At 48.2% G+C, this 16,157-nt stretch carries 14 protein-coding genes; 2 read left to right on the forward strand and 12 right to left on the reverse strand.

Translation table 11 applies throughout. From position 1 onward, the window contains the following. Positions 1 to 13: 13 nt before the first annotated feature. The 4 genes from fdhD to VST71_06955 all read right to left on the reverse strand — a co-directional run bounded on the left by fdhD (position 14) and on the right by VST71_06955 (position 3,107). Positions 14 to 778, reverse strand: coding sequence for a formate dehydrogenase accessory sulfurtransferase FdhD (fdhD, locus tag VST71_06940; protein MEC4685450.1), 765 nt, complete (start codon positions 776 to 778; stop codon positions 14 to 16). Next, positions 775 to 2,112 (reverse strand): diguanylate cyclase, encoded by a 1,338-nt coding sequence (locus VST71_06945; protein MEC4685451.1) that lies wholly within the window; start codon positions 2,110 to 2,112, stop codon positions 775 to 777. The genes fdhD and VST71_06945 overlap by 4 nt, the downstream gene beginning before the upstream one ends. 3 nt (positions 2,113 to 2,115) lie before the next feature. Beyond that, entirely contained in the window at positions 2,116 to 2,676 is a 561-nt protein-coding gene (locus tag VST71_06950; protein MEC4685452.1) for an NUDIX hydrolase, read from the reverse strand. An 89-nt stretch (positions 2,677 to 2,765) separates the two neighbouring features. After that, positions 2,766 to 3,107, reverse strand: coding sequence for a histidine triad nucleotide-binding protein (locus VST71_06955; protein ID MEC4685453.1), 342 nt, complete (start codon positions 3,105 to 3,107; stop codon positions 2,766 to 2,768). Positions 3,108 to 3,316: 209 nt separating this feature from the next. Between VST71_06955 and VST71_06960 the strand changes: the two genes are divergently transcribed. Further along, a complete protein-coding gene (locus tag VST71_06960) occupies positions 3,317 to 4,654 on the forward strand; it encodes a YihY/virulence factor BrkB family protein (GenBank protein ID MEC4685454.1) in 1,338 nt (445 codons plus the stop codon). 6 nt (positions 4,655 to 4,660) lie between these two features. Here the strand turns inward: VST71_06960 and VST71_06965 are convergent, their stop codons facing one another. From VST71_06965 to smc, 5 genes are all read right to left on the reverse strand, one after another. After that, on the reverse strand, positions 4,661 to 5,392 hold the full coding sequence (locus tag VST71_06965; GenBank protein ID MEC4685455.1) for a hypothetical protein: 732 nt from the start codon (positions 5,390 to 5,392) through the stop codon (positions 4,661 to 4,663). A gap of 69 nt (positions 5,393 to 5,461) precedes the next feature. Then, positions 5,462 to 6,169 (reverse strand): cytochrome c biogenesis protein CcsA, encoded by a 708-nt coding sequence (ccsA, locus tag VST71_06970; GenBank protein ID MEC4685456.1) that lies wholly within the window; start codon positions 6,167 to 6,169, stop codon positions 5,462 to 5,464. After that, entirely contained in the window at positions 6,166 to 7,518 is a 1,353-nt protein-coding gene (locus VST71_06975; protein ID MEC4685457.1) for an FAD-linked oxidase C-terminal domain-containing protein, read from the reverse strand. Before VST71_06975 ends, ccsA begins: the two co-directional genes overlap by 4 nt. Next, on the reverse strand, positions 7,494 to 7,850 hold the full coding sequence (locus tag VST71_06980) for a PilZ domain-containing protein (protein MEC4685458.1): 357 nt from the start codon (positions 7,848 to 7,850) through the stop codon (positions 7,494 to 7,496). The genes VST71_06975 and VST71_06980 overlap by 25 nt, the downstream gene beginning before the upstream one ends. 67 nt (positions 7,851 to 7,917) lie before the next feature. Next, positions 7,918 to 11,445, reverse strand: coding sequence for a chromosome segregation protein SMC (gene smc / locus VST71_06985; protein ID MEC4685459.1), 3,528 nt, complete (start codon positions 11,443 to 11,445; stop codon positions 7,918 to 7,920). Between the two features lie 167 nt (positions 11,446 to 11,612). On the opposite strand from smc, the gene hisC reads away from it, so the two are divergent. Further along, complete coding sequence (gene hisC / locus VST71_06990; GenBank protein MEC4685460.1) at positions 11,613 to 12,644, forward strand: histidinol-phosphate transaminase; 1,032 nt, start codon at positions 11,613 to 11,615, stop codon at positions 12,642 to 12,644. Positions 12,645 to 12,651: 7 nt separating this feature from the next. On the opposite strand, the gene trpS is transcribed toward hisC, so the two are convergent. The 3 genes from trpS to VST71_07005 all read right to left on the reverse strand — a co-directional run bounded on the left by trpS (position 12,652) and on the right by VST71_07005 (position 15,951). Further along, the gene (trpS, locus tag VST71_06995; protein ID MEC4685461.1) at positions 12,652 to 13,635 is read right to left on the reverse strand and encodes a tryptophan--tRNA ligase; all 984 of its coding nucleotides are present in this window, start codon (positions 13,633 to 13,635) and stop codon (positions 12,652 to 12,654) included. Positions 13,636 to 13,763: 128 nt separating this feature from the next. After that, positions 13,764 to 15,356, reverse strand: a complete 1,593-nt coding sequence (locus tag VST71_07000) for a 1,4-alpha-glucan branching protein domain-containing protein (protein ID MEC4685462.1) — start codon at positions 15,354 to 15,356, stop codon at positions 13,764 to 13,766. A gap of 13 nt (positions 15,357 to 15,369) precedes the next feature. Further along, positions 15,370 to 15,951, reverse strand: coding sequence for a DUF4912 domain-containing protein (locus VST71_07005; GenBank protein ID MEC4685463.1), 582 nt, complete (start codon positions 15,949 to 15,951; stop codon positions 15,370 to 15,372). Between the last annotated feature and the right edge of the window lie 206 nt (positions 15,952 to 16,157).

The raw sequence follows: 16,157 nt of genomic DNA on the forward strand, positions 1-16,157 counted from the left end.
ATCTTCTTTGCCGTCAAATTATCCTGTAGGGGTGGGTATAAATATTAAAGCGGGATGCCCTCATAAAGCCTATCATGGTTATTCCGCTCCTTTCAGCGATATCAATGGCGAGCGATGTCGGTGCAGCCCTGCTGACAACAACGGGTATCTTCCACCTTGCACACTTTGATGCCATCTCAGAGGAGAGCCTGCCGCTTACATGCATGATCTTGTCTTCAAGGCTGATATTTTCGAGTATGCAATGACCTATAACCTTATCCACGGCATTATGTCTTCCGATATCCTCGGCATGGACTATAATCTCTTTAATATCCGAGACAGCGGCGTTGTGTATACACCCTGTGAGTTCATAAAGCCTTGACATCCGCTGGAATTCGGCAAAAAGGTCCCTCAACCTCTCTCTCTCTATCTTTATCCCCTCCCCGACTGCGGCATCTTCAGAGGTCCTTCCAAAAGTAATCCCCCCAAGGCATCCCGAGGTTATGGTGCCTCCCTCCAGAGAGACCTCTCCCTCAGCAGGTATGTCAACAAGGATATCACGGCCGTATTTTACAGTCATCTTCTCAGCACACCAGTTGCCCCTGATAACACCCTCGGTCATAAAGAGCCCCACAACAAGCTCCCTGACCTTTACAGGGCTGCAGTAAAGCCTCAGTACTTCCTGACCATTGACGGATATCCTGAGTCTCCTCTCCAGTGCCACTGCATCGTCAAGCTCAAGACAGCCCTCTTCCGTTATCCTTGCAATCCTTCTTTTTTCAGCTCCCTTTAGCTTCATTCCTCCGGCTCACAAATATCCCTGTACAGACATGCCCTGTTTCTGCCGAGATCCTTGGCAAAGTAAAGGGCTTTATCCGCCTTCCCGATCAGATCCTCTTTTTCAGCTGAATCCTCGGGAAAACATGCAACACCAACACTGACAGTGAGGCCTGCCCTTGTACCGTCCTTAAGATGGAAGGGGTAATCCATAACGGCCCTTCTTATCCTTTCAGCCACTTTATAGGTATGCCCGCAATCGGTTTCCGGCAGGATCAATACGAATTCCTCACCCCCGTAACGTGCGGCAAAGTCCACTTTTCTTATGCATTCCTTGATTATCTTGGCCATCGTCTTAAGAACATCGTCTCCGGTCTGGTGACCGTAGGTATCATTGAAACTCTTGAAATGGTCTATATCGACTATCAGAAGGAATAGCTTGCTCTTGTACCTCTCGGCCCTGAGGATCTCCTCGCTGAGTCTGTCCTGAAATACCCTGTGATTATGAAGACCTGTCAGGCCATCGGTTGTAGCCAATTTGGCAAGTTCACTCTGGAGGGATATTGTCTGAAATGCCTGGAAGGCAAAATTCAGGAAGCTGTCCTCATCCATCTGGCTGAATCCGGTATCCCTGTTCAGCATGATGAGCAGGCACTGCAGGTCTGTTGTCGAGTGAAGTGACAGTGCTATAAAATTACTGATTTCCTTGCCATTTGAGAGAGGAAAGGAAACATTATTATTGCGTATCGGCTTTTGCTCTGCAATAATCCTGGCCAGCCCCCCTGAGTCCACAGACAACATCTCCTTGATAAACCGCTCGTCAATAAGTTTATCCGTGCTCAGGAAGGACTTTGTTCTGTCGGGTTGAAACAGGATGATAACGCCGGCTTCAGACTTCATCAGATCCCTTGTCTTTTCAATCAGTTTCCGAAGGATGGCCTCAAAATTAAGCTCTGATGAGACATAGCCTATAAATTCATTAAGAATGGCCAGCTCCCTCACAACCCTCTGTTCCCTCTGTATGGATTTCTCGAGAACCCTTATCTTTTCTCTCAGGGAGCCTGCCAGGAGATTAATGTTACCGGCAAGGTCGGAGAGTTCATCGTTAGAGGCCACATCTATCTCCGTGTCAAGCTTACCGCTGGACATAAGATAACTCTTGTGGCTGATATCGAGTATGGGTTGTATGAGTTTGGCGTTAACACTCTTTCTTATGAAGATCATTACAAGGATAACCAGGATGAAAGAAGCCAGAATTATAAGATTGTTATGAGTGATAATAGCCAGGAGAGGAATAACGGAAAAGAGCAATATGATTAATAACGTTAATCTGTCAAATTCTCTTTTTATCTTCATAGATCAGGCCTCCCCTGCTTTTTTTCTCAGGGCAAGTTCAAACATTCCGGGGATCTTCAGGTCGAGATATGTCTCATCATCCTGAAGGCTTAGGAGATGTTTATGGAATCCCTCCAAAGGGAGCCTGACAATTTCTATCTCTTCCACATCATCAAGCCTCTGTTTGCCTGTATATGCCACGTTGTCTGCAAAATAGACAGTGAGAATCTCCGTGGATGCACCTGAAGAAAGAGGACCCTCAGCTATCACCCTCAGGGTGTCCGCCCTGTACCCTGTCTCCTCAAGGAGTTCTCTCCTGGCCACATCTTCAAGGGGTTCATCCCTGTCATTAAGGCCGGCAGGAAACTCTACGACATATCTGCCCAGAGGCGGACGGAACTGTTTTATCAGCAGCACCTCCCCCTCTGCAGTAAAGGGGACAACAGCCACAATGCCCCTTACCCCAATCCTCTGAAATGCCTCCCAGGGGATGATATTCCCCCTCGCATTCCGATAGGTTATCAGAATGCTCCTGAGAAACCTTCCTTCCCAGAGTGTTCTGGTCTCGATAATCTCCGGTTTCATGTCATTCAGTTGTTCATCAGACAGCTTTTTTATCGTTTATTTGTTCTCTCTGCGCTCTTTGTGTGCTTTGCGGTGGAATCCTGTAAATTTTATCCCGGAGGCCAATGCATGGCCCTTCCACCGAGGAGGTGGATGTGCAGGTGAAACACCGTCTGTCCGGCCTCTGCGTTACAGTTCATCACAATCCTGAAGCCTCTTTCCGCTATTCCTTTCTGCCGGGCTATCCTGTTTGCTACCTGAAAGAGACGGCCCACAAGGACGTTGTCCTCTTCTTTCAGATCAAGGCTTGTGGGAATATGCTTCCTTGGAATTACCAGCACGTGCACGGGCGCCTGAGGGTTTATATCCTCAAAGGCCACGGCAAACTCATCTTCATAAACAAGCCTGGCGGGCAATTTCTTTTCAGCGATCCTGCAAAAGATACACTCCATATATTTTCCTGTCCGCCACCTTTGAATCAATTCAATAAGCAAAGCAGTTTTACTTTAAAAGTGATTCATGCTCAAGACGTAATTGTATTAATTTTCGGGCAAATTAAGCAAGGCATTTATACCATTTGCGCCAACTTTTGTATCAGCTTGCCGGCATGACTGTTTCATTCTGTGATAAAATACTTAAAAATATAAAAATGGCAGTTAATATGAAGAGATTGAACGATTTTTTTGAGAAAGAGCTGTGGGAAATAGATGTTAAATCCCTCAGCAGATTCAGGGCCTTTCTTGTCAGGACCCTCAGGCTGCTCTATGTGGCTGTGCTGGAATTTTCAGAGGGACAGCTTGTCCTTCGGGCCATGAGCCTTGTTTACACGACCCTCCTCTCTCTTGTCCCCCTGCTCGCCGTCAGCTTCTCGGTGTTGAAGGCCTTTGGCGTGCATAATCAGCTGGAGCCCTTCCTCTATAACTTCCTTGCCCCACTTGGACCAAAGGGGAATGAGTTAACACAAAAGATTATAGGCTTTGTCGAGAATATGAAGGTTGGAGTCCTCGGCTCAATCGGGCTTGCAATACTGATCTATACCGTTATATCCCTTATCCAGAAGATTGAGGATGCCTTCAACTACATATGGAGGATAAAGAGACCGAGGAGTTTTGTGCGGAGATTCAGTGATTACATGAGCGTAATCCTCATAGGCCCTGTCCTTATCTTCTCGGCAATCGGCATTACCGCCTCCATTATGAGCACAACCATTATGCAAAAAGTGCTGGCCGTGGAACCCTTTGGAACGGCTGTCTATATAGCGGGCAAGGTGGTTCCCTATATATTTGTCTGCGCCGCCTTTACATTTGTATATATCTTTGTGCCGAACACAAAGGTGAGGTTCAAATCCGCGCTTGTAGGCGGCCTGTTAGCGGGTGTTTTATGGGAAACCACGGGAAGGGTCTTTGCTTCCTTTGTTGTATCATCAACAAAATATGCCGCAATCTATTCCGGATTCGCAATACTCATAATGTTCATGATATGGCTGTATCTGAGCTGGCTCATACTCCTTGTCGGAGCCGAGGTATCATTCTATCATCAGTATCCCCAGTTTTTAAATGTGAAAAAAGAGGCCCTCATCCTTAGCAACAGGCTGAAGGAAAAGCTTGCCTTGATGATCATGTTTCTTATCGGATATAACTACTATCGCAACAGCTCGCCGTGGAGGCTCAATTCCCTTATTGACTACCTGAGGCTGCCGGTGGAGCCGGTACAGGATATGCTTGTATTATTAGGGAAGAAGGGGTTTATTCTTGAGACCGCTGACGACCCCCCGGCATATCTGCCGGCAAGGGATATAGAGAAGATAGAGCTGAAGGACCTCCTTGCTTCCGTCAGGACCGCGGAAGAAGACTCCTGTTCAATCGAGGAGAGGTTTCGTTCCGTGTCAGAGGTTGACAGGGTGATGAAAAGAGTGGATGACGCCATTGGGGCTTCTCTTGGCAGGGAAACACTAAGGGACCTTGTTCTTTCCCGCAAGGAGGGGGGGAAGGAATCATGAACCAGGTTATGCTGTGTCGGTGTCATTGAGTGTCTGATTCCTGTCCTGCATTTTAAGGATTACAAGCGTGAAGATGCCCGACAGAAAGAGCACACCGCCGACGAGGGCCCAAGGGGCGCCCGGATCATAGCTGAACAGCACTAATGCCGCTGGTACAGGCTTAAGGGTTACCTTTTTGAGATAAAGCCCTGTTCCATCCATGAAGGACGGATTGTTGGGGGATATGGCATCCTGGCTAACCTTCCCGTCGGGATATTTGTAAAAAATCTCTGCCTCCATGTCTGTCACGTGACCGGACTCCGCCCGGGAGTTAATCCGTTTAAGATAGACCTCAACCCCCGAGTCCAGAGTGACACCATACCCTTCATAAAGCACTGCATGTTTATGAAAGCTGCCATAGCTGCTGACGAGATGGGCAAGCATGATAAAGCAGAAGCCTGCATGGATAACCTGGGGGGATATTGTGAGAAGCCACTGCCTGCCTTTCCGTTTCTTCAGTACCGACTCCAGGCTGCATACAACCGTATTTATCACCAGGAGAAAGACTACCACCATGCAGCCATAGAGCCACCAGCTTGCAGCAAGCGGGGCAGTCTTCAGCCAATCAAAGAGTGCCGTTGAGGCAAGGCTCTCAAATGACGGGCTCAGGGGCATTGCAACTGCCCCGTAAATGAGCAGGCCCATGAGAAACATGAGCAGGAAATTGGTTGTCCTTATGGATTTCAGTATTGAATACATTCGTTTCTCTTTACAGTGCCAAACGCTGTTTTATCGCTTAGTCCGGGTATAAGTTAAGATGTCCTGTTGTCAAAACGAGTGGGAACTCTTCATCAGGAGCCCTACCCCAAGATATGTAAACAGCACAACAAGATACCCTGCAATACCTGTTATTACGATCTTCTTTCCCAGCCACCATGGCCTGAACCTGAGGTGGAGATAGAGGGTGTAGGTGAGCCACAGGAGCGTGGTCCATATCTCCTTTGGTGTCCACAACCAGTATGTTCCCCAGGCAAGAAAGGCCCATATGCCGCCAAAAACCATGGAGAGCGAAAAGATGAGATATCCTATGAGAATAGCCTTGTACTGCAGGGCCTCGGTATCACTGTCCGAGAGAAACAGATACCGCAGTCCCAGGATTGCCCCAATGCCGAAGAGCCCGTAAGAGAAGAACGACAGCACCACGTGGAGTTCAAACCAGTATGTCTTGAGCACCGGGGGCAGGGGCGTATTGACCTGCGGGGACATATAGCCCAGTATGGCGAATACAGCTGCAAGGACTGCTGCCGACTCCAAAAACCCCTTTTTCTCCTTTAGAGATAAATAGAAAGGGACGCTGAATACAGCGGTAGAGAAGGACAGAAAGGTCAGTGTATCGTGAAGCCCTACAAGGGGGAGCCTGCCGAGGGCGACTCCTCTTGAAAGTATGTAGGCCCCCTGAAACAGGATGGCAACATAAAAGAAGGGCCTCCAGAAGATACCGGACAGATAGAGAACAAAGGAGAAGACCGCTATCATGGAAATACCTTGCCCGGATTCAGGATGTTCTTGTGGTCAAACAGCTTTTTTATCCCCCGCATAAGGTCCATCTCTGTAGGCTTTATCTCCATCTCTATATACTCCGCCTTTGTAAGACCGACGCCGTGTTCACCCGAGATGGTACCGCCAAGCCTCAGGGTCTCAGAGAATATCTTTTTGACCAGGGAGAGCCCCTTCCTGTATTCCTCCACGTTCTCTTCATCAACCATTATGTTTACGTGGATATTCCCGTCACCTGCATGACCAAAGCTCACTATCTTTATGCCGTTCTCTTCCGACAGCTTTCTCAGGAATATGAGCATATCCGGTATCTTCGTTCTCGGCACAACTATATCCTCGCTTATCTTGGTCGGCGCTATAGTGTGAAGTGCGGGAGAGACCGCCCTCCTGCATTCCCAGAGGTTATTTCTTGATGCGTTATCCTCGGCAACTCTCACCTCGGCACCATGGGCTGTGCAGACCTCTACAACCTTCTGGGACTCCCTCTGTACGGTCTTGAGATCGCCGTCAAGCTCTATAATGAGCAGCGCCTCTGCATCCTTGAGGCCGCAGGGGTTATAGGTTTCGGCAGCCTGGATGGCCTCCCTGTCCATAAACTCAAGGGTTCGGGGAATCACCTTTGAAGATATGATCCTCGACACCACATCTCCCGAGGCCCTCAGGTCGTCAAAAGATACAAGGAGGGTTATAATGCTCTGAGGCTCGGGGAGTATCTTCAGGCGTATCCTGGTTATGGTGGAGAGGGTACCTTCCGAGCCGACAAGGAGGCTCTTCAGGTCGTAACCAACAACACCTTTTGATGTCCTTACGCCTGTCTGAATGAGCCTTCCGTCAGGCAATACCGCCTCAAGGGCCATCACATAGTCTCCTGTAACACCATACTTTATTGCCCTTGGCCCGCCTGCATTTTCCGCCACATTACCACCTATGGTGCAAAAATTCATACTTGCAGGGTCAGGGGGATAAAAATATCCCCTTGTGCCGAGCTCCTTCTGGAGACTTCCGTTTATAACCCCCGGCTCCACAAGGACCGTCAGGTTATCAGTATCCACCTCAAGTATCCGGTCCATCCTCTCAAGACTGATGACAATACCGCCCCTGCAAGGCACTGCCCCGCCAGTGGTGCTGGTTCCTGCGCCCCGCGGAACAAGGGGGATGTCGTTTTCGTAGGCGAATTCGGAGACCTTTACGACATCTTCCGTGTCTTCAGGCCATACAACGGCCATAGGCATCACCTGAATCCTTGATGCATCAAAACCATAACAGATAAGGTCCTCAGGTGATGTGCTCACATTATCTTTTTTTAATAGTCTGTAGAGTCGCTGCATTCCTTAAGATAGTCGATTATTTTCTGGAGTTCTGATTTTCTTTTATCCGACAGACGGACAAATTTTACCGCGACTTCATATACAGGCTGGAAATCGCTCTGTATCTGCCTGCTCTCTTTCAGGCTTGACCTTATTACACTGCCGTCAAGTCCAACCTTGGCATCGCCGATATTCAGATTAACACGGCACCTGCTGTTGGTATTCAACCTTTTTGTTATCAGAAAAAGCATTCCATTAAGGCTGATATCTATTATCTCAATATCAGCCTTAAGGATAATATTGCCCTCCACATTGCCCTGAACACTAAACCTTTCGAATTTTCTTCTTTCCATAAAATCCTGTTTAGCCTGTCAAAATAATCTCCTGCATATCAAGAGAATCTGAACGGTCAGCGGATCTTCAGACAAATTCCATTGACAGGACTTTTGAGATGCCGGGTTCCTCCATTGTGATCCCGTACAGGTAATCAGCAGCTTCCATTGTTACCCTGTTGTGGGTTATTACTATAAACTGTATATTTACCGAGAGGTCCTTGATCATGGCCTTGAACCTCTCCGTATTGGTCTCATCAAGGGGCGCATCCGCCTCGTCAAGGATGCAGAGGGGGGTGGGTTTTAAAAGAAACCCGGCAAAGAGGAGCGACAGCGCTGACAGGGCCTTCTCCCCGCCTGAAAGGAGGTTGAGATTCTGGAGTTTCTTACCCGGCGGCTGGACTATTATGTCAATGCCTGACTCAAGGATATCGGCCTCATCAGTAAGTCTGAGCTCTGCACTGCCCCCACCAAAGAGGAGTTTAAAAACCTCACCGAATTTCTGGTTCAGTAAGTCAAAGGCCTCCTTCAGACGTTTTCTCGTGGTCCTGTTAATGCGGGTGATGGCCTCCTGAAGCTCTGCAATGGACTGGACTATATCCTCATGCTGAGCGGTAAGAAACTCATGCCTCTCTTTCAGTTCCCTGTATTCTTCCAGGGAACCAAGGTTTACATGCCCCATTGCCTGTATCTTTTCCCTCAGCTCCAGTACCTTCTGATGGTCTTCCTCTTCAACTTCAGAAGTGGATATATCAGTACCGGCAAGGTCTACCTGGTATTTCTCCCTTATACCGTCAACAAGATTTGAGATTTTCAGAAGCAGCTCTGCCTTTAAAACCTCCTTTTCATGCACCTCATTGCCCAGCCTCTCGATTTCCTGCCTCTCTCTCTTCAGGGCTTCATCGTCGGCAACAATGCCCTCACGCTCATCCCTTATAGCATCTCTCTTCTCAGACAACCTTTGTCTGAGGGTGCCGGCACCTGAAACGGCCTCTTTCAGTCTCTCTTCAAGCCCGGCGGAGCTATCCCTCTTCTGCTGTACGATCCTGCCGTTATTCCGTATCTCTTCCTCAAGGGATGTCTCTTTCTTCAGAAGGTCGCCTACTTCCCTCTGAAGGGCTTCCCTCTCCCTTGTTATGGAGCTGAGCCTTTCGGTATATCCGTTAATTTCAACCTTCAGGTCAGTCAGCAGATGCCTCTTTGCATCAATCCCGGAACGTCTCACAGAGAGTTCCTCCTGCAGGATACCAAGCCCTGATTCAATTGTCCGCTTGTGCTCTTCTTCGGAAGCAACCTCCTCTTTCTTTCTTGAAATATCCTCTTCAATACTCTCGAGTTCCTTATGCAGCTCCTCTATGTCCAGGCGTATGAAACCAAGTTTCTTCTCCAGTCTGTCTCTGTCCTCAGCAAACCTCCGCTCAGATGCCTGAAGCAGGGAGAGCTCCTTTTCATGGGATACGATCTCTGAGTCTACCTCCCTGAGCAGGGATTTTAACTCCTCTATTCTCTGATCAGCCCCGGAAATTGATGCCTCAACCTCGGCAATTTCATCACTCTTTTCCTGAACAGATGCCTCAAGCTCCCGGAGATCTCTCCTGAGTCTCAGTATGCCCGAGCCACTGCCGCAGAGCACTGCACCCCCGGGCTCAAGCACCTCCCCGTTCAAGGTAACCACCCTTACGTGCAGGGGCATCTCCCCTTCACCTTTCAGCAATGCAAAGGCGCTATCCACGTCATCCGTCAGCAGATAGTCCTTCAGCAGGGATTTGACAAGAGGGGTGTATTTATCCTCAGAGCGGACAAGCGAATCGAGAACCGGAGCAGCCTCTCCGTTTTTCATCTGCCATTCACTGGTTGTTGCCTGCTGTTTTTCGTTATTCATCTGCCAGGAAAGAAAGGCGGTTCTCGGCAGATTTCCACGATTGACCAATTCCACGGATTTTCTTATATCCTCTGTTGTTGATACTATAAATCCCTTTATCTTGTCTGATAGTGCAGCCTCCACGGCCTTCTCATATCTTGGGTCTACCTCTACCACCTCCGACAGGGAAGCCAGAAGGCTGATACCGGCCTTCTGAATCATCTCCCTGTCGAGATTTCCTGTAACCATCTCCTGAAGGGACTGGATCCGCGACCGCAGGGAGGCCGCTTCCTCTCTGAGGTCCGACCTCTTCTGCCTCAGTTCCTCCACGCCCTCTTTTTGTTCTGAAATCTCTTTGAGATATCCATCTCTCTTGTCCCTCCATTGCCCAAGCGCTGCACTCCGTTGCCCTATATCCCCCTCTATACGCTCTATCTCCGCTTTTAACTCCGATATCCGCCTCTCCGTCTCCTCGGCCTCTCTTTCAGAGGTTGAGGCCCTCCTTGACTGTGCCTCGTGTGTAGTCTCAAGCCTGTTCAGTTCATTTCTTAACAGGCCAAGGGAGTCGGTAAACCTGAAGAGCTCTCTCCTCTTATCGTCAATATCCTCCTCAAGTGAAAATATCCCCTCTTCAGCCTCTGAAAGCTCTGCCTCACGTTGAGATAACGTCTCCTTCAGGGAGTCGAGCCTGGCCTGGATATGTGCATCCTTTCCTGAAATCTCCTCGGCACGCAGCCTCTTCTCCTCCAGCAGTTTTTTTGTCTCTTCAAGCCGCCCCTGAAGGGTGATGATATAGTTGCCAAGGTGCTCAATCTCCGTCCTGTTTACGGCTATTGTCCTCTCCATCCCGGCAATGCTCTTCTCTATGGTCTGAAGGTCAGTGTTTATTGCATCCACCTCTTTTTCCTTCTCGACCATAAGTATCCTCTTCTGCTGCAGGGATGACTCCAGGTGTGCCATAACAGCCCTCTTGCGGACCTCCTCTGTCTTCAGCACATCCAGCGCCCCTGATGCCTCCTGAAGGGACTGATTCATCCCGGTGTATTCCCTCTTTGATGTCCTGAGTTCAATCTCCCTCAGGGCATCAATCAGCCGCTTGTATCTCTCGGCCTTTTTTGCCTGACGGTCAAGGGAATTAAGATGACGTTTTACCTCCGAGATAATGTCTATGACCCTCTGGAGATTCTGCTTTGAGGATTCCAGCTTGCTCTGGGCCTCGGCCTTCCTTACCTTATACTTCATCACCCCTGCAACCTCTTCTATCAGGAACCTCCTGTCAACAGGCCTGGCATTAATGATCTCACCTATCCTGCCCTGCTCCAGCACGGAATAGCTCTTCATCTCAAGGCCGGTATCAAGGAACATCTCCCTGATATCCTTCAGACGACACATTTGTTTGTTTATGAGGTATTCGCTCTCACCCGAGCGGTAAAGACGCCTTGTGACTGTTAACAGCCTTTCACTGCCATTGCCGTTGTCCTGTCCGTCCGGATAGAGTCCTGACACAAAGAGGGTTACCTCTGACATGCCCCGGGGCTTTTTTGTCTGGGAGCCGTTGAATATCACCTCTTCCATCTTCTCTCCCCGCAGTGACTTTGCGGACTGCTCTCCCAGCACCCAGCGGAAGGCGTCGACTATGTTGCTTTTACCACAGCCGTTCGGGCCGACAATACAGGTCATTCCCGGATGAAGGGTAAAGATGGTCTTTTCTGCAAAGGACTTAAAGCCTGTCAGTTCAATCTTTTCAACTCTCATTTACAGTGATTATACCTTCAATTCTTTAAATCAGGCAAGGGGACGGTATATCCTCTCCATATTGTCAAGGAGGGGAATAATCTGCAGGAGGGGCCTTTTGGCCCTTCAGGGAAGTGTGCCGACCTTTTGAGGAGATTAAAGAGAACTGAAAATGGTATTATTTAACCGTGAATATTCAGAGACTTCTCCGAAAAAACATCAAAACATTAAAGGCTTACAGTGCAAGGGAAATCCCCTGCAGGGTGAAGCTCGATGCCAATGAGAGCCCCTACGGCTTCCCCTCCTTTCTTGAACCACTGAAAGAGATAAGGACTAATCAGTACCCCGACCCTGAAGCCAGGGAGCTCAGGCGGGCTGTGGCAAAGAGGTGGAGGCTGAGAACCGGCCAGATACTGCCCGGCAACGGCTCCGACGAACTCATATCCTGTCTTATCACCACATTCGGCGGCCCTGTCCTCTTTCCCACACCCACGTTCTCAATGTACGGCATCACTGCACAGGCGCTTGGTGAAGAGAGGATTGCCGTTCCCCTTGACAGTGCATTTGACCTTGATATCGAAAAGATGCTCAATGCCATAAGGAAGTATCGTCCAAAACTCGTCTTTCTAAGCTCCCCGAACAACCCTACAGGCAACTGCTTCTCCGCTGAGCGGATTCTGAAAATCCTGAGAGCCTCAAGGGGCATTGTTGTTATTGACGAGGCATACCAGCCCTTTTCAAGCAGGAGGGGGATGCTCAGACTGCTCAAGGATTATGAAAATGTAACAATAATGAGGACCCTGAGCAAGGTCGGATTTGCCGCCCTCCGCGTTGGGCTCCTCCTTGGCAGCGAGGACCTGATCGAGGCCGTCAACAGGGTAAGGCTGCCGTTTAATGTCAACACCCTCTCTCAGGCAGTTGCAGCAGAGGCAATAAAAAACTTCGGAGAGATAGAGAAGACTTTAAGAATAATATGCAGTGAAAGGGAGCGGCTGTTTGAGGGGCTGAAGGGTATGGAAGGTATAACCCCTTATCCTTCAGAGGCAAACTTTATACTATTCAAGGTAAAAAACGCCCCTGCCGTATATAAGAAACTCCTCTCAAAAGGGGTACTGGTCAGGTATATGGGCTCTGCCCTGAAGGACTGTCTGAGGGTCACCGTGGGAACACCCAAAGATAACGGCATCTTCCTTGAGGCATTAAATGAGGCCACTGGATGATTTAAGATCAGTACATCCCGAGTGTCTCTTTCACCACTGTCATGGTCTCCCTTGCCACCCGGGTTGCCTTTTGCACTCCGGAGGCGACTATCTCCTTCACTAAATCCGGTTTTTCAGAAAACTCTCTCCTTTTTGCCCAGATAGGCTCAAGTACCTTAAAAATATTCTTTATAAGTATCTTCTTGCAGTCTATACACCCTATCTTTGCCTCCCTGCACCCCCTGGCCACCTCCTCAATCTCATCCTTTGAAGAGAATATCCTGTGCAGCTGAAACACAGGGGACTTTTCAGGATCTCCCGGGTCAGTCCTCCTCATCCGCTGCGTATCAGTCACCATGGTGAGTATCTTCTTCTCCACAACCTCCGGCGGGTCGTTCAGGTATACGGCGTTGTCGTAACTCTTCGACATCTTCCTGCCATCCACCCCTATAACCTTTGGAAACTCCGCAAGCAGTGGTTCCGGCTCTATCAGGGCATCATTTTTGTAAAGAAAAGCGAACCTCCTTGCAATCTCCCTCGTTATCTCAAGGTGCGGCACCTGGTCTATACCGACCGGGACATATCCGGCCCTGTAGATTAATATGTCGGCTGATTGCAGGACGGGATAACCAAGAAATCCATAAGTGCCGAGGTCCTTATTCCTGATCTCCTCTTTCTTCTCCTTGTACGTAGGCACTCTCTCAAGCCAGCCCAGGGGTGTTATCATGCTCAGGAGTATATGTAGTTCTGCATGCTCAAGTACTCTGGACTGCACAAATATGGTGCATTTGTCGGGGTCGAGCCCTGCAGCAAGGAAATTCAGCAGCAGGTCGGCAGTGTACTCCCTTATGACCGACGGGTTGGTATAGTTGGTAGTGAGGGCATGCCAGTCTGCAACAAAGTAAAAACACTCGTACTCATCCTGTAGCCTGACCCAGTTATGCAAAGCCCCCATCAGGTTTCCTATATGCAGATATCCGCTTGGCTGCATGCCGCTTAAAACCCTCTCCAATTTTACGCCTCCCTTCGGGTATATATTTTCTGTAAAACGTTTATATTATAAAAAAAAACCTGAAAGAATTGCTTTCCGGAGAGGATCCCCCCACATCCCTTTCCCTCTCAGCATTGCAACTCAAGGGATCAGGAATCATACTTACTTGCATAGACCCTGAAATCCAGTTCATCGAATATCGAATTCTTGTATTCCAGCCATTCAAGAAATGTTGTATCAATGGTATCAGTCAGGAATGCGTCAACTAATTTATTAAAGTTCAGGATATGCTCCCTTGTCCTTTTTGCCGAGTATTCCGTAGCAGTCTTTGTTGTCATCAAAAATGCCCAGTCACTGCTTTGAGCAAGCAGCAGTTCCCGGGTTAATTGATTCAGTACCCGTTCCCTTACAAGGTCGGTCTCGCTGTAATGCTTGTTTGCAAGGCCCTCCAGTGTATCGGCCATATAATGCAGGTGCCTGTAAATCCAGTCGTTCTCATCATTAAGCCATACATCATAATATCCCTCGTAACCCCAGGATGAGGGGCCTGGAGATATCACCTGGTTTTGCGGATGCAGACTCAGGTATTCCGTGGGGGTTATTGCTTTCATAAACCTGTCCTTATCAATCTCGCAAAAGAGATGGTACAGGAAGTCAGGGCCCTCAAACCACCAGTGTCCAAAAAGCTCAGCATCATAGGGTGAGACCACTACCGGGGGTCTGTCCATAAGGGTATCCAGCGTTTCAATCTGTTTTTTTCTTGCAGAATGAAAATGCAGGGCATGCTCAAATGCTTTTTTATGCGCTGACGCCGGGTCATAGGGCTTCTTGATATCAGTTGAGCCGGTAATCCTGTAATATTTAAGCCCCGTAAAGGTCCTGATTCCGTCCGGGCTGATGTATGGCTTAATATACTCAAAATCGAGATCAAAACCCACATCCCTGTAAAAATCGCGGTAAGTGAAATCACCGGGATACCCCTCACTGGAGTCCCATACCTGTTTGGAAGATTGAGGGTCCCTGCCAAATGCCGCTACCCCGTTCATTGTATAGACAGGGGCATAAACTGAATATTTCGGTGTGGGACTGCCATTCATTAATCCGTGTGAATCGAGAAAGAAAAATCTTATGCCATGCTTCTCCAGCACCGCATCAAGACCCTCAAAATAAGCGCATTCAGGCAGCCAGATTCCCTCCGGTGATTCCCCGAAATGTTTATTATGCGAATCGACTGCAACTTTAATCTGAACCTCAACTGCCCTGGGATTTATGCCAAGCAGGGGAAGAAAGCTATGCGTGGCCCCGCAGGTGATAATCTCTATCCTACCCAAATCCCTGAAGTACCGATAACCGTTTAACACATTGTGATTCAGAAAACCTGTAAAAAAAGCCTTTATCTCTTTAAATCTATTATTGTAAAAAGTGGCTGCAGGCAGAAAATCCCTGTCATCGCTTAATCTCTTAATCTCTTTTTCAGACAGCTCAATAAGCTTGTCCAGATGTTTCAGGTATTGCTCCGTGAGGTATTCGTCCGAGAGCATCTCCAACAAAGGCGGAGTTATTGACACGGTTAATCTGAAATCAATATTTCCGTCAACCATCTTCTTCATCTTCATAAGCAGGGGGATATACGTTTCGGAAATGGCTTCAAAGAGCCAATGCTCTTCCAAAAAATAGTCGTACTCGGGATGTTTTACAAAGGGGAGGTGTGAATGCAGTACAGGAATCCAGTAACCTTTCATGATCTTTTTCGGATTAAGAATTTTTGGCCCTTAATGTTTCACTGAAAGCAGAAATTCCATGCCCTGCCCGGGTCTCTTCATAATAGTTCCGGAGGGCCGTCTTTTCTGCAATCCCCGATGATGATATATCACGAGTGCCCCCACTTCCTGATACCCATACAGTGCCGCCAAAGCCTTTTATTCTTTCCATCCAGATTTCATCTCCAGGCCTTGCAGTCTCAAGAGAAGGGACCAAGACAGTCCTTGATTTTAACAGCCCGGCAAATTCGCCATTCTTTAATATACCGATTTCTGCAACAAGGGGTTTAAATGATGCAGGATACTTGATATAGTTTTTACCAACCCTCTCTTTTACTTCAAATGAAGAGACCTCTCTCCGGCTGTCTCTCCCGAAAACTCTTATCATTAATTCAGCAGAACCGATGTTTAATTCCCGGAGCCTGCCATTGAGTAACTTATCCGTTATTTCCCAGTAGACAAAACTCATATCAGCATTAACCGGCATTATTACAATCGTATCAATATTGTAGCCTTTAGGAATATCTTTATCTTCCATGCTGTTTTCAGACTCTTTCCTGACCTTATGTTCCATCATTAACCCCGGGGGTTTTTCGATTTCAAGCGGGTAGAAACTCCTGAACCTCTAAAAAGAACTTTTTTCCCAGTGGTAAGCTAACAAAAGGCTGTAGTCCCTGTCAACCTGAGGTACGAAACAGTGAAACTCCCCCTCTGTCTTTATTAATGTTGTATCAGCGTTTTCCTTATGGTATACTCTCTTTAGCGCCTCTATGCCCTTGGCAA

Source organism: Nitrospirota bacterium (genome assembly GCA_035873375.1).
Taxonomy (GTDB): domain Bacteria; phylum Nitrospirota; class Thermodesulfovibrionia; order Thermodesulfovibrionales; family JdFR-85; genus BMS3Bbin07.

Excerpts from the sequence above, each read along its gene's own strand:
- VST71_06945 (MEC4685451.1), bottom strand. The coding sequence starts at position 2,112 with ATGAAGATAAAAAGAGAATTTGACAGATTAACGTTATTAATCATATTG.
- smc (MEC4685459.1), bottom strand. The coding sequence starts at position 11,445 with ATGAGAGTTGAAAAGATTGAACTGACAGGCTTTAAGTCCTTTGCAGAA.
- VST71_07000 (MEC4685462.1), bottom strand. The coding sequence starts at position 15,356 with ATGAAAGGTTACTGGATTCCTGTACTGCATTCACACCTCCCCTTTGTA.
- fdhD (MEC4685450.1), bottom strand. The coding sequence starts at position 778 with ATGAAGCTAAAGGGAGCTGAAAAAAGAAGGATTGCAAGGATAACGGAA.
- ccsA (MEC4685456.1), bottom strand. The coding sequence starts at position 6,169 with ATGATAGCGGTCTTCTCCTTTGTTCTCTATCTGTCCGGTATCTTCTGG.
- VST71_06950 (MEC4685452.1), bottom strand. The coding sequence starts at position 2,676 with ATGAAACCGGAGATTATCGAGACCAGAACACTCTGGGAAGGAAGGTTT.
- VST71_06965 (MEC4685455.1), bottom strand. The coding sequence starts at position 5,392 with ATGTATTCAATACTGAAATCCATAAGGACAACCAATTTCCTGCTCATG.
- VST71_06960 (MEC4685454.1), top strand. The coding sequence starts at position 3,317 with ATGAAGAGATTGAACGATTTTTTTGAGAAAGAGCTGTGGGAAATAGAT.
- VST71_06955 (MEC4685453.1), bottom strand. The coding sequence starts at position 3,107 with ATGGAGTGTATCTTTTGCAGGATCGCTGAAAAGAAATTGCCCGCCAGG.
- VST71_06980 (MEC4685458.1), bottom strand. The coding sequence starts at position 7,850 with ATGGAAAGAAGAAAATTCGAAAGGTTTAGTGTTCAGGGCAATGTGGAG.
- VST71_06975 (MEC4685457.1), bottom strand. The coding sequence starts at position 7,518 with ATGCAGCGACTCTACAGACTATTAAAAAAAGATAATGTGAGCACATCA.
- VST71_07005 (MEC4685463.1), bottom strand. The coding sequence starts at position 15,951 with ATGATGGAACATAAGGTCAGGAAAGAGTCTGAAAACAGCATGGAAGAT.